General features: G+C 60.6%; 15 protein-coding genes and 1 pseudogene. 10 read left to right on the forward strand and 6 right to left on the reverse strand.

Going from position 1 to position 18,824, the window contains the following annotated elements; all coding sequences use genetic code 11:
* Positions 1–25 precede the first annotated feature (25 nt).
* Positions 26–1,618 carry a sodium/glutamate symporter gene (locus T370_RS0103200; protein ID WP_029434725.1) on the reverse strand — a complete coding sequence of 531 codons (1,593 nt, stop codon included), beginning with the start codon at positions 1,616–1,618 and terminating at the stop codon, positions 26–28.
* A gap of 142 nt (positions 1,619–1,760) precedes the next feature.
* On the opposite strand from T370_RS0103200, the gene T370_RS0103205 reads away from it, so the two are divergent.
* The 5 genes and pseudogenes from T370_RS0103205 (at position 1,761) to T370_RS23405 (ending at position 7,316) form a co-directional block, all read left to right on the forward strand.
* Complete coding sequence (locus T370_RS0103205) at positions 1,761–4,844, forward strand: sigma-54 interaction domain-containing protein (protein WP_029434726.1); 3,084 nt, start codon at positions 1,761–1,763, stop codon at positions 4,842–4,844.
* A 217-nt stretch (positions 4,845–5,061) separates the two neighbouring features.
* Positions 5,062–5,640, forward strand: a complete 579-nt coding sequence (locus T370_RS22580; protein ID WP_029434727.1) for an EAL domain-containing protein — start codon at positions 5,062–5,064, stop codon at positions 5,638–5,640.
* Positions 5,603–5,731 (forward strand): annotated as a pseudogene (locus T370_RS26240) (hypothetical protein); the annotation flags it as partial. The gene T370_RS22580 and the pseudogene T370_RS26240, both read left to right, overlap by 38 nt.
* 76 nt (positions 5,732–5,807) lie before the next feature.
* Positions 5,808–6,182 (forward strand): extracellular solute-binding protein, encoded by a 375-nt coding sequence (locus T370_RS25485; protein WP_051643723.1) that lies wholly within the window; start codon positions 5,808–5,810, stop codon positions 6,180–6,182.
* Positions 6,183–6,224: 42 nt separating this feature from the next.
* A complete protein-coding gene (locus tag T370_RS23405; RefSeq protein ID WP_156034321.1) occupies positions 6,225–7,316 on the forward strand; it encodes a 5'-nucleotidase in 1,092 nt (363 codons plus the stop codon).
* A 307-nt stretch (positions 7,317–7,623) separates the two neighbouring features.
* Here the strand turns inward: T370_RS23405 and T370_RS0103225 are convergent, their stop codons facing one another.
* From T370_RS0103225 to T370_RS0103235, 3 genes are read right to left on the reverse strand one after another with little or no spacing between them, the layout of a single operon-like run.
* Complete coding sequence (locus tag T370_RS0103225; protein WP_081847466.1) at positions 7,624–9,468, reverse strand: cytochrome c3 family protein; 1,845 nt, start codon at positions 9,466–9,468, stop codon at positions 7,624–7,626.
* On the reverse strand, positions 9,465–10,820 hold the full coding sequence (locus tag T370_RS0103230; RefSeq protein WP_029434729.1) for a c-type cytochrome: 1,356 nt from the start codon (positions 10,818–10,820) through the stop codon (positions 9,465–9,467). Before T370_RS0103230 ends, T370_RS0103225 begins: the two co-directional genes overlap by 4 nt.
* Before the next feature lies 1 nt (position 10,821).
* Positions 10,822–11,997, reverse strand: a complete 1,176-nt coding sequence (locus T370_RS0103235; protein WP_029434730.1) for a hypothetical protein — start codon at positions 11,995–11,997, stop codon at positions 10,822–10,824.
* Between the two features lie 329 nt (positions 11,998–12,326).
* On the opposite strand from T370_RS0103235, the gene T370_RS0103240 reads away from it, so the two are divergent.
* A complete protein-coding gene (locus tag T370_RS0103240) occupies positions 12,327–12,638 on the forward strand; it encodes a c-type cytochrome (protein ID WP_005030688.1) in 312 nt (103 codons plus the stop codon).
* Between the two features lie 281 nt (positions 12,639–12,919).
* On the opposite strand, the gene T370_RS0103245 is transcribed toward T370_RS0103240, so the two are convergent.
* Complete coding sequence (locus T370_RS0103245) at positions 12,920–13,552, reverse strand: GntR family transcriptional regulator (RefSeq protein ID WP_029434731.1); 633 nt, start codon at positions 13,550–13,552, stop codon at positions 12,920–12,922.
* Between the two features lie 194 nt (positions 13,553–13,746).
* Positions 13,747–14,571, reverse strand: coding sequence for a DUF169 domain-containing protein (locus tag T370_RS0103250; RefSeq protein WP_005030684.1), 825 nt, complete (start codon positions 14,569–14,571; stop codon positions 13,747–13,749).
* Here T370_RS0103250 and T370_RS24780 point away from each other — a divergent pair.
* Genes T370_RS24780 through T370_RS0103260 form a run of 4 tightly spaced genes read left to right on the forward strand, consistent with a single transcriptional unit; the run spans position 14,570 to position 18,821 of the window.
* Positions 14,570–14,821, forward strand: coding sequence for a hypothetical protein (locus T370_RS24780; RefSeq protein WP_156034322.1), 252 nt, complete (start codon positions 14,570–14,572; stop codon positions 14,819–14,821). The two genes, T370_RS0103250 and T370_RS24780, sit on opposite strands and share 2 nt — an antisense overlap.
* 54 nt (positions 14,822–14,875) lie before the next feature.
* Complete coding sequence (locus T370_RS22590; protein ID WP_248604196.1) at positions 14,876–16,411, forward strand: acetate--CoA ligase family protein; 1,536 nt, start codon at positions 14,876–14,878, stop codon at positions 16,409–16,411.
* Complete coding sequence (locus T370_RS25885; RefSeq protein ID WP_248604197.1) at positions 16,357–17,028, forward strand: acetate--CoA ligase family protein; 672 nt, start codon at positions 16,357–16,359, stop codon at positions 17,026–17,028. Before T370_RS22590 ends, T370_RS25885 begins: the two co-directional genes overlap by 55 nt.
* A 17-nt stretch (positions 17,029–17,045) precedes the next feature.
* Positions 17,046–18,821 carry a thiamine pyrophosphate-dependent enzyme gene (locus T370_RS0103260; protein WP_029434732.1) on the forward strand — a complete coding sequence of 592 codons (1,776 nt, stop codon included), beginning with the start codon at positions 17,046–17,048 and terminating at the stop codon, positions 18,819–18,821.
* The last annotated feature ends 3 nt before the right edge of the window (positions 18,822–18,824 follow it).

Consider the following 18,824-nt stretch of genomic DNA (forward strand, 5'->3'; position numbering starts at 1 on the left):
CGGGAGTGGAGAATTCCCAAAAAAGCTAGAACTGGCGCGGCCCCCAGATCTTCATCCTGTGCCCCGCGAACAGGATGGCCGCACAGACGGCAATCATGACGACGTGCATGATGAGCATCCCGGAGATGCCGAACCCGCCCGGCATGGTCACCGAGAGCAGCAGGAAGGGGAACAGCGGGATGAGGGCGTACACGTTGTTCAGGCCCACTTCAGCGGCCGCGGGCGTCTTGAAATCGCTGTCCACGATGCGCAGCAAGGCGAGCCCGCTGGCCGCCGTACCGGTAACCAGCCCGAACACGACCAGCAGCCGCTCCAGCCCGAAGGAGCCGACCCTGCGGCCGAGGTACAGCACGCCGAGAAGCGTGATGAGCGTGCACACGGCGATGACGAGGATGAACGGAATGAAATACTTCATGACCGTCGCGGCGCTGACCGCCATGAGCGCGGAAATGATCATGTAGTCGATGGTGGTCCCGAGGATGCGGTTCTGCGCGTCATCGCTGTAGAAGGCATTCGCGGCGGTGTGGTTGATGACGAGGCGGACGATCATGCCCGCGAACAGCGCATAAAGGTAAATGAACCCGAAAGAGGCCGTCTGATAGTTCGGCGGAAGGACGAAATACTTGAGCACGTAGCAGACGATCCAGCCCAGCCCGTACACGGTGGCGGCGACGGCGAAGTGCAGCGCGAACGTATCCACGTTGCCGCTGTGGGTCGTCAACTGGCAGGCGGGGACCCGCTTATCCTCCGGGCGGAGGCCCTTCAGGAAATCGGAGGAAAGCTCCTTCGTGCCGTAGGTCGCATAGCCCTTGCGCAGCCCCCAGTTGGCGAGGGGCACGCCCACGAAGTTGGCGACCATGAACCCCGCCGCCGCGTAGGCCAACCCCATGGAAACGCAGTCCGGCAAGCCATAGTCGTTTTGCCACGACATGCCCACGGAAAGGGCCTGACCGGGACCGAAAGCAAAGCCGAACCCGGCGAGGAACCCCGTCGCGGCGGTCAGGTCGGACCCGGTGATCTTGGCGTAGAGCTCCGTAATCCCGTAGCCCACGGTCGCCTGAAGGCCGTAGAACAGCCAGAACAGCAGATCGATCCACAGAGCGCCCTTGATGAGCGTCATGCTGCGGCCCTTGGTGTGCGTGCTGAAGCACCCGAGGCCGATGATCCCGAACCCGAAACTGAACAGATGGAAAGAGATCATCCCGAAATCGCCGACCTTGAGCGGCACCCAGCCCTCGGGCGAGGGATAGCCTATCCACCCCAAGTTGATCAGCGCAAACCCGAGCGTCCCGGCGATGATCCCCGCCGGAACAAGGTACTTCTGCAGAAACGTCACTTTGGCGCGCAGCCAGACGCTCAGGAGCAGAAGAAACGACATCCACATGACCGCCATCAGATAAGGAAGAAACGAGCTTTCCATGCTGCACCCGGAGAGTTGCGGGGCGCTTCCCGGCATGGGGAGGCGCGCCCGGGTTTCGAGGCCCTTCGTCCGCCCGGCGGCGACGAGGGAAAAGCCGGTGACGCGGGGAGGCAGTGGCCTGAGCACGGGAAGGAACACCCCGTTCAGGCGCTTCTCGTTCAGAAGGCACTTGTAGATAAGCAAACATAATGCCAACATGATATTCCATATAAAAGATGAAATTTCAGTATGATATTGACAAATCAGGATCAGCGTTATATTCCTTTTCCAAAAAACGGGACTGCATAATCCCGAAAACGGGATTTATCCGTAAAACGGGAATGGCCTCGGAGGTTCCGCCATGTACGCAGGGACAGTATCGCCATCGGACCCCATCCTCGCCGCGCTGACGCTCTCGCTCCGCCTTTCGGCAGCCCCGCTCAGCGAGAGGCACCTCTCCCTCATCACCGGACAGCCCGAAGAAAACATCCGGCAGATCTTATTGGATTTGGAAGGATTCGGCTTTGCCGCAAGGACCGAAGCGGCATGGACCTGCGGCACAGTCCCGCCGTCCCTGCTCGGCGCGATGGCCGCCACGGTCCGGGCCAAGATTCCCGAATCCCGGATGCCCCACTATCTGGGCTTCCTCCTCCCGGACGCCCCGCTTGAAGAATGCGAACTCGTGGTGCGGTATCTGGACGAGGAACTGAACCAGCAGGCCCCGGAAACCCTGCTCTGCCTCGAATTCGTCATCCGGTACCTGCGGGACTGGGGAGAAACCCACGCCGACGCGGCCTTCCAAAAAAGCTCGCAGTACGCGGAGATGGTCCTCATCGTGCAGAGCCAGTGCCTGTTCCTCAACAGCCAGATGCAGATGGCGGTCAAGCTGACGCCCATCGCCTACGCCCTGACGCAACAGTCCGGAAATGAGCGCTTCAGGACGCTGGTGGCAATTTTCGGGTGCTACCTCAAGGTGTTTTCCGACGAGCCGCTGCCGCAGGACATTTCCCGGTACGTAGAGCGGCTTGGGGAACTCCCGGATCTCGGGGACAAGGAAATGCAGGACTGCCTGCCGCTGTTCCGGGGCATCCTGCATTACGTGCGCGGCGAGTACCCGCATGTCCTGAAATATTATGAACAAAAACTGGAAGTCTACGGCTGGAAATACCGGCGCTTCGCCATGCTGCTTGCATCCTGCGCCAGCCAGTCCGCGTTCTACCTGCGGCAATACCACCTCTCGCTCGGCATCAACGAATCGTCCCGGCGCACGGCGGCCCTTGCCGGGGACCGCATGCTCTCCATGTTCTGGATGCTGCATCTGGCCTTCGCCATGCTCCGCGTCGGGGACATGGACGCCGCCCTCCTCAATCTGGACTGCCTGTTCATGGCATTCGACGCACGGCAGTACAACAAGACCGCCGTCAGCACCGTCCGGGGCATCGCGCTCTACCATTATCTGAACGGGCGCCTCCGGTCCGCCCATGCCCTGCTCACCGGGCAGACCGCGAGGGGCGTTTCTCCCAACGCGCCGCACGTCCCCTTCGAAGACCCCCTCAACCTCGACATGCTCTATGCGCTGGAACAGGCCGGGTTTCCGCCAATCTCGCGGTACCCGCTCGCTCTTATCGTAAAAAAGCTCAAGGAAGGCACCAACCGCCAGCTCAGGGGGGCTGCGCTGCGTATTGAAGCCCTCCGGCTGCGGGATCGCGGCGGAGATCCGAAGCGTGAGCAGACGCTGCTGCGCGAGAGCCTGGACTGCATCTCCGGAACGGGCGATCGCCGCGAAGAAGCCCTCAGCGCCAATGAACTGGCGAACGTCCTCGAACGGACCGGCGATGCGGCCTCGGCGGCGGCCCTGCGGGATCAGGCGGAAGCCTGCGCCGGGTTCCGCGTCGACCGGAGCGTTTCCTACCAGCAGATGGTCCTTCTTTTAACCCGCCATTCCCAGGGAAACAGGCTCCCCGCCCTCGGCGACGGGCATTACGACTGCCCGCAGGACTCCTGCGTGGAACGCTGCCACCGCGCGTTCAACGCTTTCTCCAATGAAACATGCCTGACCAGCGCCCTGCACCGTTTGGTCGCCATCGCCCAGAAGGAATTGAAGTCGGAACGCGGAGCGCTGTTCCGGCGGGACGAGGACAACCGGCTTGCCTGCGTCGCGGCCGTCAACCTGACCGACATGGAACTGAAAAGCGAGCAGATGCGCCCGTGCCTCGAATGGCTCGACGGCTTTTCCGACCGCCCTGCCGCTCCGGGACGCGGCGAGCAAGGGCTTTGTTTGCCTCTCGACATCGGCGAATCCGGCCTTTGGCTGCTCTACCTGGACAGCACCTTTACCGACGGCCCATTCGCCCACCTCCATCAGCCCGAACTCCATACCCTCTCCTATTTGTTCGCCTCGGAAGTACGCTCCGCCCTGCGCCTCAAAAAAGTGCGCGACGAGGAATCGCGGCACCAGAAGGAACGCTTCCAGTCCGTCGTGCTCCAAGAGGACAGAAACATTGCCCCCTTGTTCGGAACCGGCCTCGGGGAGCTGCTCGAACAGGTCAGGCACGTGAGCGTGACGGACGCGCCCGTGCTCATTCTGGGGGAAACCGGCGTCGGGAAGGAGGTCATGGCCCGGCAGATCCACCTCATGAGCCGCCGGAGTGGGCCTTTCATCGCCGTTCACCCCGCGAGCACCCCGGAACACCTTTTCGAGAGCGAGTTCTTCGGCCATGAGCGCGGCGCGTTCACCGGAGCCATCAAGCAAAAGCTCGGCTTCTTCGAAATGGCCGACGAGGGGACGCTCTTCATCGACGAAGTGGGAGACATCCCTCCGGCGATCCAGACGAAACTCCTCCGCGTCCTTCAGGAGCAGCGGTTTATCCGGGTCGGCGGCACGCGGGAAATCTATTCTTCCTTCCGGCTCATCACCGCCACGAACAAAAACCTGTGGCACGAAGTGCAGGAAGGCCGTTTCCGTGAGGACCTGCTCTACCGCATCTCGGTCGTCCCGCTCATGCTGCCGCCGCTGCGCGAACGCAGGCAGGACATCATCCCCCTCGTGCAGAACTTCATGGAGCATTTCTGCCGCCGCTACAATCAGCTCCCGTTCGCCTTGAATCAGGAGGAAACCGCCGTCCTCCGCAGTTACGATTGGCCCGGAAACATCAGGGAGCTCAAGAACGTGATCGAGCGGGCGGTCATCCTGAACCGCCTTCCGGCCCTGAACGTGCCGCACTCGCCGCCGCACCGGAAAACCAGCGAGGAAACGCCAAACCGCCGCGGGTTTGTGGTCGACGACATTCCTACACTCGACGAACTTGAGAGGCGTTATCTCGAATATATTTTTAATATCGCCTCCGGCTGCGTGTACGGGGAAAAAGGCATGACGGAACTGCTCAATCTCAAGCGTTCCACGTTGTACACAAAGCTAAAAAAACACGGCATTATGCTGCGATAACAGTCCGCACGCCGCCAGCCCTCGCCGTATGGCTTCCATCCGGCGCGGGCCAGCTGAACGAGGAATTCGGCCGCCAGACGTGCGACGAAATGCTGCGCTGCCTTCACGGCGGCATCATGTCGGAGCTCTCCGCCCCATGAATGCATGGGACGGCTGTTTGCCGACACCTTCTGCATTCTGGCCGTCTACGCCAATGAAGAGCAGACACTGAAGCGCTTTGTATGAGGCCGCCGGGCGTTTGCAGGGCGCCAAAAGCGTATGGCTCTCTCCCATTGTGGAGTTCGGCGTCTACGTCATCAACAACGATTCCCTGCCCTCCCCCCACATGATCGGCCGGGCCAAGGCCCTCAAGGAAACCTCCACCGAACTCAGAGGACGGCTGCGCTACGCCGTGTATGACGATGCCATCCGCCGCCAGCTTTTCCGGGAGAAGCGTCTTAAAAACATCATGGGAGCGGCCCTGCAGAACAGGGATTTCCAGGTCTACCTGCAGCCCAAGTACCGGACCGAAAGCGAAACCATCGGCGGCGCAGAGGCGCTGGTCCGCTGGATGGGCGCCGAAGGCATTATCTATCCCGACGGGTTCATCTCGCTGTTCGAAAAGAACGGGTTCATCATCCAGCTGGACCTTTGGGTGTTCGAAGAGCTTTGCCTCCGCATCCGGGCGTGGCTCGACGCCGGGCTGCCCCCGGTAAAAGTACCGGTGAACTGCTCCCGCGTGCAACTCAAATCCCCTTTTCCTGGAGCGCTACATCGAAATTTGCCAAAGGTGCGGCACGCCGCCGCAATACATTGAAATCGAGCTCACGGAAAACGTGGTGTTCGAGGACGTGGGCAAACTCAGCAAGATTATCGAAGCCATCCATGCGGCCGGTTTCGGTTGCGCTATGGACGACTTCGGGAGCGGCTATTCCTCCCTCAACCTGACTCAGAACATCCCGCCGCCTGCTCGATCTTTCGAGTATGCCTTTCACCAGCAGGTACAACACCGCCATGCTCAACAGTATAGCCCGCGACGGCAAACTCTATTGCCTGCCCTGCTCGGCGCAGGTGCGGGACATCGTATACAATACAACCCTCTTCGAGGAAAAAGGCTGGAAGGTCCCGTACGATTTCAACAGGTTCATAGCCTTGTGCCGGACAATCGAAGCCAGAGGCATACGTTCCATCCATCTCAGCTTCGGCAATTCCGAATTGCTGGATACGGCCTTCGGGGCTACAGCTACGGAAACGGTTTCAGCACTCCGGCCGATGCCCAATGGCTGGCCGACTACAACAGGGGCCGGGGCAGCTTCGGGGAGCATTTCCGCCCCGCCCTCAATACGTTTCAAACCATGATCGACACCGGCGTCTGGAAAAAAAGCGATCTGAGCCTGACCTATGCCGAAAGGGAAACCATGCTGTTCAACCGCCAGTACGCCATGGTCGAGGATTCAGTGCTCATGGCCCGAAGGGGGGTACGCCCTCACCGGCTCCACCGATCAGTTCGCGCTCATGCCTTTCTTCAGCCCCGGCACCCCTTGCGACTGGGCCCGCCTCTATATGGTGTGTTATATCGGTTTGAACAAACATCTGGGCGAACCCCAGAACAAAAAGAAATACGATCCCGTCATGCAGTTGATGGATTACATCAGCACGCCGGAAGGGCAGCTCGCCCTGGCAGCGAACACGGGGGCCATGTATTCCAGCGTAAAGAAAGTCCCCGCGCCGGATATCCCGGAAATTGCGGACATGCTCCCGGCCTTGAGCCACGGGCGGTACGCCATCTTTCCTGAGTCGAAGAACGCTCAGGACGCCTTGCGGGAAGGTTTGGCGGGGATGCTCGCGGGTGCCCTCACGCAGGATGACGTCATCCGGATGGTGGATCACCAAAACAAGAACCCTCCGCCTCCGAAGGCTTGCACTGTCATCGGAGAAGCAACCGCGGACTTCACGCTCATAGAAACGGGGAATTTCCTCACCGACGCCATGAGGGCCAAGGCCGGGGCGGACGTCGCTCTCTTCCTCGACAACGGCAAGGACGGGAAATACAACGGCAAGGGGGCCAGCGCACGGTTCAGGCCCCAGACCACCAATGACGTGATCCGGGCCCTCCCCGATATGAAGCACGGCGAATCGGGCGTGTTGCAGATCGTGGATATGACGGGTGAAAACCTGCTCCGGACGTTGGAATACGCGATACAGGCCGACAACGACATCCGAGGATGGTTCTACTACTTCTCCGGCCTGAAGATGACCTACGCGCCCTCCGCCATGCCCGGAAAACGCATCATCAAAATAACCGATGCGGAGGGCAAGCCCCTTGAGGCCCAGCGGGTCTATACTGCCGCGGTTATGGATCAGACCTTTCCTGAAGATGCGATCCAATCCTTGACGGACACGGGGCTCAGCATCCAGGCCCTGCTGACTGAAACCATACAGTCGCGCAAAACCGTCACTCCCGGCAAAGACGGGCGGTTCATCATCCGGTAGCCTGCTCCACGCGGTACAGCCGTATCCCCGCCTACGCGGGACCTGCCCAATCTCGAAAAGGCGAATGGCCAAGGGGAAGATCCCTTGGCCATTCAGCATGTTGATGTATACGCAGTCTCTTACGCTTCCGAGGATGGAATGAACTTTTGAGCGGCGACACGTTTAAAGGTTCATTCAGCCGAAAACCTCATTTTCGGCTGAATCCACACAGGATTGCCTCCCCGCGCGGACGTCCGCGCCAGCGTATTTCAAGCCGAATACCTCTAAACGCATATAAAAAACACCCGCCAACATCCGTACAGGAGCGCTATTGCGCCGCTGCGCCGGAACCCCCGGCTTCCGCCCCATGCGCCCATAAGGGGGAAGGCGCCTGATGGCAGGCCTTGCAGTCCGTGGGCCCCGCCGGTTTGCCCGCCGCAAGCGATTCGGTATGGCAGGCGACGCAACTCGGGTATGGCCCATGAAACGCGTTATAGAAATAGAAGGGATTCAACGTGGGCTTGACGTTCTTGTCGGTGCGCAGCGTGGCGGTCAGGCCGTCATGGCATCCGGAACTCGTGCACAGGAGGGACTTGCCGTCCACGTATCCCGTGTGATGGCAAATGGTGCAGTTGATCAGCGGCGTATGCGCCTGATGGGAGAACCGGGCCGGGGGCATGGTCTGCCGCGCTCCGGAAGGCACATGGATTTCCCTTTCGCTCCACTGCACCAAGGGATGGTGCGCCGAAAAGTCCATGGGCTGGCCATGGCACAACGCACAGTTGCCGTAACTCCCGAGCGTGGCCGCCTGTTGCTGGTACTGGAGAGGCGGGAGGTTGTCGAGATTGTCGGCAAGCGGGTTCCTCGCCGGATACACGGCGTGTGGCGCGCCGTGACAGACGATGCAGCGCACCATGAGCATATCGTCGCGGCGTCTGCTGAAGAGTCCGGACAGCCCCTCGCTTCTGGGCGTCCACTTGTTGAAGGCCGACGCGGTGAGCAGGTTGGGCTTTTCCGAGAAATTGTGGCAACTGGTGCAGTCCGGTTCCTGTACCCAAGGCAGCCGCCCCTTGATCTTGTCCAAAGGGACCTCGCGTGCCGTGATGCCGGACATGAGCTTGGCGGCCTGCGGTAGCCCAGCCTCTTGCTCGGCCTTGAGCAGCGCCAGGGAATGATCCTCCATGAACCCGTGGCAGCGCACGCAGGAAAGCCCCCTATCCACATGAAAATCACGGGCGAACAGACGGCGCGGGGCATCCTTCGGATCATCTCCCGTGCGGCCCAGATCCACATGGCAGGTCTTGCAGGCGTCAGCGCCCCTGTCGGCCAGGTAGGTGGCGTGCCAGCCGTGGATGGCGGCGGAAACGCTGAGTTCCGGCCCGCTCTTCCCTTCACCCGCCTTCCCGCCTTTCAGGCCGACATGGCAGGATCGGCAGGCAATGACCTCACCTTTCGCGTGCTTTTCCATAAAGTGGGTGGACTGGTGGCGGTCGTGCACTTCCAAAATGGCCGTCCCGGCGTTCGCGTGGCACTGGGCACAGCCGAAGCCGGGAGAAACAGCCAGCACGGCGGCGCTTTCGGCCAGGAGTTTCCCGGTCTTTTCATCTTTGGCGCGCAGCGTAATCACCGGATACGGGTTGAGCACACCGTCGGCGTTGACGGCGCTCACGGGAATCGACGCCGCGAAAAAGGAATCCTCCACAGCGTTCATCCGTCCCTGACGTGTCGTGGAATCTTTCGCCAACCCTGCTTGCGGGCCCAGCTCCCACGTTACATCGACGCCCTGGGTCACGATCTCGGGGACGGGCGGCCCACGCTTGATGACTTGTGCGTTGAGCTGCGGCTCGGGATAGGAAAGGGTCCAAACGTCGTTCGGCGCGGACGTCTGGTAAAATCCCTGCAACCCGGCTCCCGTCAGCACATATTCCTGAGAAGCCGTAAAAGGCATATTGGGAGTGGTCAGCGAACCCTTGGCGGGCAGAGTGTCCAGCACAGTGCCGAGATCGCTTTGCGCAACCCCCGGAAGGGACGGTTTTTCGGCCTTTCCCTCGATCGGAGACGTGGAAAAAAGAACCCAGCCCAGCCAGATCAGGAACAAAGCCAGCGCGGCCAGCCAAGCCGCCAAGGCCCACGCTCCATAAGACGTTGACGAGGATGACGCGTGCTTGCTCATTGTGCCTCCGGGGAAGGAATGGTCTGGCGCTGTGCGCCCATACGCTCAAGATAGTCCGCCAATGCCTGACGATCCGCAAGATTGCCTGCAAAAGGCGGCATGTAGCCGAGCCACGTCCCCTGGCCTTGAAGCTGCGCCTCAAGGCCATACCGGGTCAGACGCCGCACCCGGGGAATGATGTCGATACGCGGCCCGCCCAAGCCGTGGCAGACGTTGCATTGCAGCGCGAACAGCATGGAGCCTTTGCTCAGCCCGTCGGCAAGGGGCGCTTCAAGCTTCAGGGAACCGCTTTCGACCGCATCAAGCGTCCGTACCCAGCCGGACACGGAGGCGATCCCCCCGGCCTTGGCCCGCGCATCCTGTGCAACACTCATCCCGTTGGAATACATGTAGCCTTCGGCCACCCAAGGACGGCGTGCGGTTTCGCGTACCCACTCGAAACTCCCCACCAAAAACAGCCCCGAGCACAAGATGACGATACTCAGGGGCTTGCGGAGGCGCTCGGCCCGCACAAAGGCCACCACCCCGGCCAAGAAGACCACGGGCAGCATCCAGCCGTATGTGATGAGGAAGGGGTGGATATCGGAGGTCCGGCTCAGGACGGCTTCCTGCCGATCCGGCGGCAACGCCATGAAATACCACACGGAACCGCCCAGCAGCAAAAAGAAGGGAAGGATGATCCACAGGCCGCTCACCCGTACCGCGATATGCCGGGCCTCGGCCGAGGCGATGCGTAGGGCGGTGAACAAAGCGAACATCCCCGCTAGGATCAGACAGATTCCCAGGCGGACAACCACACTCGGCCAATAGGTGGGGTTGAAGAAGCCAAGCCACACGTTTCCGGTGGCCAGCCCCTGTCCGGGAGTCAGCATGAACGTGATGATGCCGTTGATCAGCACGAGCGACAGGAAGCCCGCGCAGGCATAGACAATGCCTATGCGCATGTGGGTTTCCGGGCTCATCCGGCCGCTGCGGCTCCAAGGATAGGTATAGTAATAGGCCAGCAGGGAAACCACTTCTAGCAGGAAAAGCCCCCACTCCGCGGCCCAGAAAAAGACGAAATTATGGATCAGCATGGACGTGGCCCCAGGGTTTACCACGCTCATGGTGAACCAGATGCCTACGCCGCTGAGCCCGCCGAAAACCATGGTCAGGAGCAGGAAAAAGTGCGTATGGCGCTCCAGCCATTGCAAGATCTCCGGTGCGCCGTCCCGGTAGGCTCTCCGCTCCATCCATACCAGATAGATCCCCCCGCCCACGGCGAACTGGGCCACGAAGACGTGTAAAACGGAGACAATCCCGATGATCAGCCCTGAACCGATGCCGACGAAATGCCAGACGGGCAATTCCATGTCATCCCTCCCGGATTTCCGAGCTTTCGCTGCGGTTCAAGGCATGAAAAAGGACGCGGCCCAGCCAGACAAGGACGGCAACCACCAAGACGGTGGCTACCAGAAAGAGCGACAAGGCGGCGGTCTGGCCATGAGGCATCGCCAAAGCGGTGGGAGCCGGAGACGCCGCGCCGCTGTAGGGCTGAAGCATGGCGTCGCGTACCATGCCGCGCACGCAGACCATGACCAGAATGACGCCAAGGGCTGCTGTGCTGGCAAGCTTGAGCCCGCCCTGCCGGACAAGGATGAGGGCGATGCACAGCCCGGATACGGCTAAAATCAGGGCCGCCGTGGACAGCGCGTCTCCTCCCAGAAAAAGGCCGCGCACATCCGGGGGCAATGTGAACAGGAACAGCAGCCCCACCGGAACCTGCGCCAAGGAAACGTAGAAAAACCAATCCAGGCCCCGGCGGAAACGGCGCTCGGCCTCTTCCCTGTCCACTTCCGGATCACGCTTGCTCCACCGGACGCGCCAGGCCATCGTCAGGCCGCCCACAGCCAGAGAAGCCAGTAAGATATGCAGATAGCGCGGGAATAAGGTGGGATCGCTTGTGTTCAAAAGATGCCCGTGCGGCTCGGAGAACCACCGGAACCAGAAGTCCGGGCGCAGCATCAGGGTACTTGCGTTGCTCAGCAGAAACGCCGTCATCAGAAGCAGCAGCGCGGACAGGAACAGTATCGGGGTCCGCCGCGCAGGCCTGACCGCCCCGTCGCTCACGTAAAGCCCGTAATACGCCAGCATGGCGAACAAGGCGACGAACATCCACCACACGGCCATAAGCACGATGCTGGGGTACAGGAAATGCCCGTACAGCACCTGCAAAAAGAGAAAAGGAGCGACGCCGAAGTTCACGGCAAGGGCCAACACCTTGGGCATGAAGGCCACCCCGCCCTTTCTGTCCGAAGCCGAAGCCCGCCGATCGATGACCGACAGGATCACCGAACCCAAGAGCACGTTGACCAACACCAAATGCACAAAAAATGTCAGCAGCAAAAGCACCTTTAAAAACCCGGACGGTACCGGCAACGCCATCGGGGGAGAAAGCAGGCGCGGCGCCTCGGGCGAAGCGTAAGCGACCGCAGCCCAGAGAAACATGCCAAGGGCCATGACGGCAATGCCTATCCGTTTTTTGCTCATGCGTCGTTCCTTTCGTATCCCAAATCCAGCGAAAAATCGGCTCAGACGTATGCTGTTGACGCTACCCGCCCCTCGCCTCCTTTTCCATTATAGATGAGGAAATACCATTAGACTCATACCCTGTGGGCAGGCATTGGGGAACCTCCGTGCCCTTGAAGAACGAAAACGCAACTCACACGGGAATAAACCATATTATCATGGTGCTTTCACTCCCATGCGGCTACTCAACGGAATAGAAACATGTGAAGAGCACGCCTCAAAACACGTTTCCTGAGGCGGATCCCGCAAGGGTCCGTACGGTTCAACAGTAAAAAGACAGGAGAAATACAGTGAAAAAGGTATTGATCGTCTTTTCAGCCGTGATGCTTCTCTCTTCCTTCGGCGTCGCGTTTGCCGACGGCGATGCGGCCAACCTCTTCAAAACCCACTGCCAAGGGTGTCACGGCGCTGACGGCGGACGTGTCCCCGCCAGCGGCATTGAACCCATCAAGGGCCAGAGCGCCGCCGATCTGCTCAAGAAACTTGAAGGATACAAGGACGGGTCCTTTGGCGCCCAACGCAAGCTGGTCATGGAAAACGTCGTCAAGCAGCTTTCGGACGAGCAGTTGAAAAGCTTGGCCGACTATGCTTCCACGCTGTAACTGAACGTTACCTCCGGCCCCATTCCGGATCGTTCCCCAAAGGGGCGGCCCTGATGTTTTCTGTAAGGGACGCGCCGAGACGCCTTCTCAAGGAAGTTTTACCAACCCCGGCGCGGCGTTCCCGCTCCGCATGAAAAATCTTTACGGCCCATTGGGGTCCACTTTCGCCAGCATTCTTTCGACCAAAACACAAGAGGCCACCAATATGGTGGCCTCTTGTGTTTTGAGGAATCGGAAAAATCTCGGTGCTGCCTTCCTGAAACCTTCCGGAGCGTAACGGGCTATGCCAGATCAAACTTTCCGGTCACTGCACGAGAGACGGAATAATTGATGTGTACGCGCATGGCCTTCTGCGCCAGATCGGGATCGCGTTTTTCCAGCGCTTTCAAAATATTCGGCGCGCCGTCCGCATCGCTGAGGAAGTCTTTGTCCCACAATTCCAGATAGTACCACAAGCGCATCATCGTCTGAAGCAGATCGTTGACGACACGGGTGAGCTCCGCATTGCCCGCGGCTTCATACAGGAGCTGATGGAATTGCGCATCCCACGCGGCCGCCGCATCGCTCTTGCCGTCGGCGCAGGAATGGATTTTCTCGACGAGTTCCCGCAGATTCCCAAGCTGTTCGTCCGTAATGCGTTCCGCCGCCAGCTTGGCGACCACGCATTCCAGTTCCAGACGCAACTCCACAACATCGCGCATATGCTTGATGTCAAGCCGGGTAACAACGGTTCCCATGCGGGGAATGGTTTCGATGAGGTTTTCCTGCTGCAAACGGACCATGATCTCGCGCATGGGAAGGCGCCCGATACCGTAGTCCTGCATGATCTGCTTTTCTTTGAGCAGCTCGCCGGGCTTGAGCTTCGAGGTGATGATGTCGTGCTTGAACGCCGTATAAAATTCGTCGCGGTTCACAATGCGCCCTGACCGTTGAGGATAGGAAAGGAAGCGATCCTACCAAAGCCCCATATCCCTGTCAAAGGAATATACACTATACTGTATTCTATACATACCAAGGCCTTCCGGAGAAAAACAGGGCAACATCCCCTTCCCCGGAAGGCCTCTCCAAGCGGAAGCCGACACATTGTCCGGACGTAGCCGGAACACGACTACTTGTTCTTGGTGATCAGCTTGCCCTTCGCCTTCTGTACATCCAGCTCGTGTTGCGTGACGACATGGACCTGATCGAACGGCTCATCCATCTGCGCCTTGAGGTCCGGGCGGCGTTCGAGCAGCAGCTCGACGTCGTCGGCCAACAGGGCAAGCTGTTCGATCGGGACGCCGAACCACATTTCATTGCCGGTGATCTTCATGAACTGGCGGGCGCCGAAGCAGCCGAGGGAATACATGGGCTGACGGGTACAGAACGGGCCGGCGATGACGCTCTGGCAGGTGCCGGGGCCGGTCATGCCGTAGCAGATGCCGCCACGGGAATACAGGGTGCCGCGGGCCAGATACATGGCCTGACGCGGATTCAGTACGAAGATGGCCACCTCGTCCCCGCGTGCCGGGCCCTCATTGGCCTTTTCCAGCGGCATGTAATAGGCGCACTTCACCGTACCTACGCGCACTTTCGGGGATTCTTCATACATTCTGCGGGAAAAAGCGGGAGCCCGGAACAAGGCACGCCCGTTGTCGGGATAGTCGCCCGTAGCCCATTCGCCGCTGAAATGGCCTTCGTAGCTTTCATCAAAGCCAAGCCAACGAATGGCGTTCTTGCATTCATAGTGATCGTTCTGAACCGTATAGAACGATTTCCCTTCAAAGCGCACCGTGTCCAGCATCTGGCAAGCCTTGAGCGGTTCGCCCTCATAATGGGGCAGGTTGGCGGGAGGGGTATCGGACAGGCCAATGACGACAATCCGGTGCTCCAGACGAAGAGCTTTGCGCAGTCTTTCGGAAATATTCGCAAAATCAGGAAGTTTGGGAGGCATGACCGGCTCCTTGGTTGATGTTGCAAACAGGCCGGGGAATCATTCCGGCCATTCCCGTACCGCACGTGGAATGCGTCGCCTCTCGGCATTTGAGGCATCCCGCGACGATCCGGCGTATACCGTTCCGTTGCGCTCAAAAAATCATATCAATGGATTCGTGTCAAGTATCATCACTGATATTATCAAAAATATTTTTTATGAGTTTATTTTTAAGTTTAATCTATTGACAAGCTTTAGTCATATCAATTAGCTTCGAATTACAGACTTAATTTCATATTGTGGATTTTAAAAAGACGAGGTCATCGTGAAACGCTCTCCGTGGAAGCTCTCGCCTCTCTTTTCCCCACATTCCATTGCCGTCATCGGGGCATCCCCCAAAGGCGGAGCGGGTTCCATCGTCATCAGGAATCTTCAGCGCCTCGGGTTCGCGGGAACCATCCATCCGGTCAACCCCAAGTACGCAGATGTATTGGGCTACCCCTGCCACCCCTCATTGGAGACGATCCCCGGCCCCGTGGACTGCGCCGCCGTCCTGCTCGGGGACAAGGCCATCCTTCCCATCCTGAAGACGGCCCACGCACGCGGCGTCAAGGGTGTATGGGCCTTTGCCAGCGGGTTTGCCGAAACCGGCGAACAGGGAGCGGCCATGCAGCGGGAAATCCGTGATTTTTGCCGGGAAACGGGCCTGCTCTTCTGCGGCCCCAACTGCGTCGGCTACGCCAACATCACGGACGGAGTCGGCATGTACAGCGCTCCCCTCCCCCGCTCCTTCCGCAAGGGCAGCATTGGCGTCATCGCCCAAAGCGGCGCGGTGCTGCTGGCCCTCGGCAACTCGCCCCGGGAAGCCGGGTTTTCCCGGCTCATTTCCTCGGGAAACGAAGCCGCCCTCGGGCTGGCCGATTACATGGATTACCTTGTGGATGACCCCAAAACCGCCGTCATCGCCCTGTTCGTGGAAACCATCCGCGATCCCGAAGGCGTAGCGGACGCGTGCCGCCGGGCCCGTGGCGCGGGAAAGCCCGTCATCGCGCTCAAGGTGGGACGCTCGGAACTGGCCTGCCTGGTGGCGGCAACGCATACCGGAGCCATCGCCGGGAGCGACCGGACGCTCGACGCCTTCTTCCGGCGCTGGCACGTCATCCGGGTCAACACGCTGGACGAGCTGCTCGAAACCTCCATCCTCTTTTCGGGGTTGCGGGGGGCTCCCACGACCTCGCGGCGCGTAGGCATGAGCACCGTTTCCGGCGGCGAAATGGGGATGCTCGCGGACATCTGCTCCGACTACGGGCTTGAGTTCCCTCCCCTTTCCGAAGAGGGCAAGGCCGGGCTCCGCAACGTGCTGCCGCCTTATGCCCCGCTCGCCAACCCGCTGGACGCATGGGGAAGCGGCGACCTCAAGGAAGCCTACCCCGCCAGCCTCAGCATCCTCGCGCGGGAGCCCGCCGTGGATCTGCTTATCGTCTCGCAGGACATGCCCTCCAATATGGCGGACGAACAGATCGCCCAGTTCTCCGACGTGGCCGCAGCAGCAGTGCGGGCACGGGCGGACTCGGGCAAGCCCGTGGTCGTCGTATCCAACATTTCCGGCGGGATAGATCCATCCATCCGCAAAATCCTTGATGACGGCGGCGTCCCCGCCCTGCAAGGCAGCACCGAAGGCGTCGGGGCCGTCGCGGCATGGCTGGACTGGAACAGGGCCCTTCCTGAAGAAACGGCCCCCCCCTTCCCCTTCCAACCGATCTCCTTGCCGAGCTGGACACCTGCGGCGGCATCGTCCCCTACGCGTTGTCGACGCGGGTTCTCGCCCACTTCGGCATCACGGCCCTGTGCGAACGCCTGACCCAAACGCCCGAAGAAGCAAAGGCCGCCGCCGAAGCCATCGGCTATCCCGTGGCGCTCAAGGGCATCTCGCCGGACATCACGCACAAGACGGAAACCGGGCTCGTCAAGCTCAATATAGCTGACGCGGGGGCCCTGCGGCAGGCATGGGACGAACTTGAGCGATCCATGAACCTCCACCACCCCGATGCCCGCCGGGAAGGGATGCTCATCCAAAGCATGGTGACCGGCGACGTCGTGGAAACCATCGCCGGGGTCAACCGCGATCCGGCCTTCGGATCGGCGGTCGTCGTCGGGCTCGGCGGCATTTTCGTCGAGCTGCTGCGCGATGTTTCGCTGGAGCTGGCCCCGCTCTCCCCCGCAAGGGCGAAAGCGATGATCAACCGTCTCCAAGCCGCCAAACTCCTTCAGGGGTTCCGCGGCAAACAACCCGCCGACATAGCCGCGCTGGAGGAAACGCTTGTCCGCCTTGGGCGGATGGCCCATGCGCTCGGCGAGCGGCTGGTCTCTCTCGATCTCAATCCTCTCATGGTGTTGCCGGAAGGACAGGGGGTACGCATCGTGGACATCGTGATGCAGGCCCGGCCTTCCGGAGTTTCCCCCAAGCACCTTCCGTAACGCTGGAGAAATGATTCATGAAGGAACTCTTGTCAGGAAATGAGGCCTTGGCGCGCGGCGCGCTGGAAGCGGGCATCGAGATCGCCTGCGGCTATCCCGGGACGCCCAGTTCCGAGATCCTCGAAAACGTGGCGAAGTACAAAGAAATCTATTCGGAATGGTCCGTGAACGAAAAAGTCGCCATGGACGCCGCCGCGGGCGCGGCCTACTCGGGACGCCGCTCGATGGTCACGACCAAGCAGGTCGGGATGAACGTCCTTTCCGACTCCTTGTTCTACACGGCCTACACGGGCGCGGAAGCCGCCCTCGTGGTGATCACGGCGGACGATCCGGGCCTGTTCAGCTCACAAAACGAGCAGGACAACCGCCATTACGCCAAGCTCGGCAAGTTCCCCATGCTGGAGCCTTGCGACAGTCAGGAATGCAAGGATTTCATGGGCGAAGCCGTGGCCATCAGCGAGCGGTTCGACACGCCGGTGGTCATCCGCACGACCATGCGCACCTCGCACTCCAAGTCCGTAGTCGAACTGGGCGAACCGGCATCCTATGGGAAGCAGGTGGGGCCGTTCCCCCGCAACATGGAGAAATATAACTGCATGTGCACGTGGGCCCGCGAACGCCATTATGTGCTTGAGCAGCGGCTTCTGGATCTGGAAGCCTTCAGCAACGAATGGCCGGGCAACGCCATCCACTGGGGCGACCGCGAATACGGGTTCATCGCCGGGGGCATCCTCTACGAATATGTCCGGCAGGTTTTCCCCGGCGCCTCGATCCTCAAGATCGGCATGTGCTATCCCCTGCCGAAAAAGCTTATCCGCGAATTCGCGGAAGGCGTGAAGAACGTCATCGTCGTGGAAGAACTCGATCCGTTCATGGAAGAACAGATCCGGGCAATGGGCATCGACGCGCGGGGCAAGTCCATCTTCCCCATCTGCGGCGAACTGCTGCCGGAGGACATCGCGGAATGCTGCCGCAAGGCGGGCATCCTGAAGGACGCCCCCTCCGCCAGAGCCAACGAGGCGATCCCGGATCTGCCGATCCGCAGCCCGTTGCTGTGCTCCGGCTGCCCGCACCGTTCCACCTTCTACCATCTTTCCCAGATGAAGCTCCCCGTCGCCGGAGACATCGGCTGCTACAACCTCGGCACCCTGCCGCCCTTCAACGCCCAGCATACGATGGGCTCCATGGGCGCGAGCGTGGGCGTACTGCACGGCATGGGGCTGTCCGGCCTGCCCGAGCCCGCCGTGTGCACCATCGGCGACGGCACCTTCTTCCATGCGGGCGTCGCGCCGCTGCTGAACATGGTCCACAACAAGGGCAAAGGCACGGTCATCATCATGGACAACCGCACCACCGCCATGACCGGGCATCAGGACAACCCCGGCCTTTCCAAGACGCTCTCCAACGGGACCATCGAGCCCGTGGACATCGCCGGGCTGTGCCGGGCCTGCGGAGTGGAAAAGGTCGTCACCGCCAACGCGTTCGACATGAAGGAAGTCCGCAAGGGCCTTGAAGAATGCACCGCCTACGACGGGGTTTCCGTGCTCATCACGCGCGGGGACTGTGTGTTCGTCTCCCGCAGCCCCAAGCCCGCCCGCGTGGTGGATGCCGACAAGTGCATCGCCTGCGGCAAGTGCATCCAGAGCGGCTGCCCCTCGGTCGTACTCTCCGACGCCGTCCATCCCAAAACCGGAAAACGCAAGGCCCGCATCGAGCCGGTCACCTGCGTCGGCTGCGGCGTCTGCTCACAGATTTGTCCCGTACAGGCCATCTCCGGCCCGGAAAACGCATAGGAG

It is taken from the genome of Bilophila wadsworthia ATCC 49260, from assembly GCF_000701705.1.
GTDB lineage: Bacteria > Desulfobacterota > Desulfovibrionia > Desulfovibrionales > Desulfovibrionaceae > Bilophila > Bilophila wadsworthia.